The sequence below is a fragment of the Bacillus sp. CZDM1 genome (assembly GCF_055502545.1).
The window spans coordinates 1-749 of the sequence record NZ_JBUESO010000044.1; the positions used below are offsets into that span (position 1 = coordinate 1).

The following is a 749-nucleotide window of genomic DNA, read 5'->3' on the forward strand; positions in this document are numbered from 1 at the left end:
AAGTGGACACGAAAAAATGAGATTTAGTTTATAATACAATCATCATTTAAAAGGGCGTGTTCACTTTGGGTAAACATTTTGATCAAGAGTACAAGGATTATGTTTCAAAATTAATTGTTGAGGAAGGCCGCAAAGCATCGCATGTTGCACATGAATTGGAAATTTCACCAAAGACGATAAGCGGATGGGTTTCAGCTTATAGGATGAAAAGTAATGCTGGAAAGACTAATGAGACTTATATTACACCTACCGAGCTTGAGAAATTAAAGAAAAAGCATGAAAAAGAATTGGCAGAAGCAAGAGATGAAATTGAAATCCTAAAAAAGGCTATGCACATCTTCACCAAAAACCAAGCGTAGTTTATTCCTTTATTGAGGCCCACTCAAATGAACACGCTATAGTGAAGATGTGCCAAGTGTTGAAGGTTTCAACGAGTGGCTATTATAAATGGCTTAAGCTGCAATCTAATCCCCCATCTGAAAAGGAAAAATATCGTATAGAAATTCAACAGAAAATTAGCAAGTCATTTCATGAGAGCTATGGAACCTACGGAAGCCCAAGAGTACATGACGACTTAATTGAATGGGGCTATACGATTTCACTAAAAACAGTAGCTCGAATGATGAAAGAAATGGGTTTAAAAGCTACACTGCCAGAAAAGTTTGTGGTCACAACTGATTCAAATCATGATTTAAACATTTATCCTAATATACTCAATCGTCAATTTAGTGTAGAAGAACCTAATCAAG

2 protein-coding genes are annotated in these 749 nt (G+C 35.8%); both read left to right on the forward strand.

The genetic code is table 11. The features are described from left to right. Window positions 1-65: 65 nt before the first annotated feature. Window positions 66-359 (forward strand): transposase, encoded by a 294-nt coding sequence (locus ACY3XC_RS28695; protein WP_464871574.1) that lies wholly within the window; start codon window positions 66-68, stop codon window positions 357-359. Between the two features lie 56 nt (window positions 360-415). Further along, the coding region (locus ACY3XC_RS28700; RefSeq protein WP_464871575.1) for an IS3 family transposase at window positions 416-749 on the forward strand (334 nt) is incomplete at its 3' end.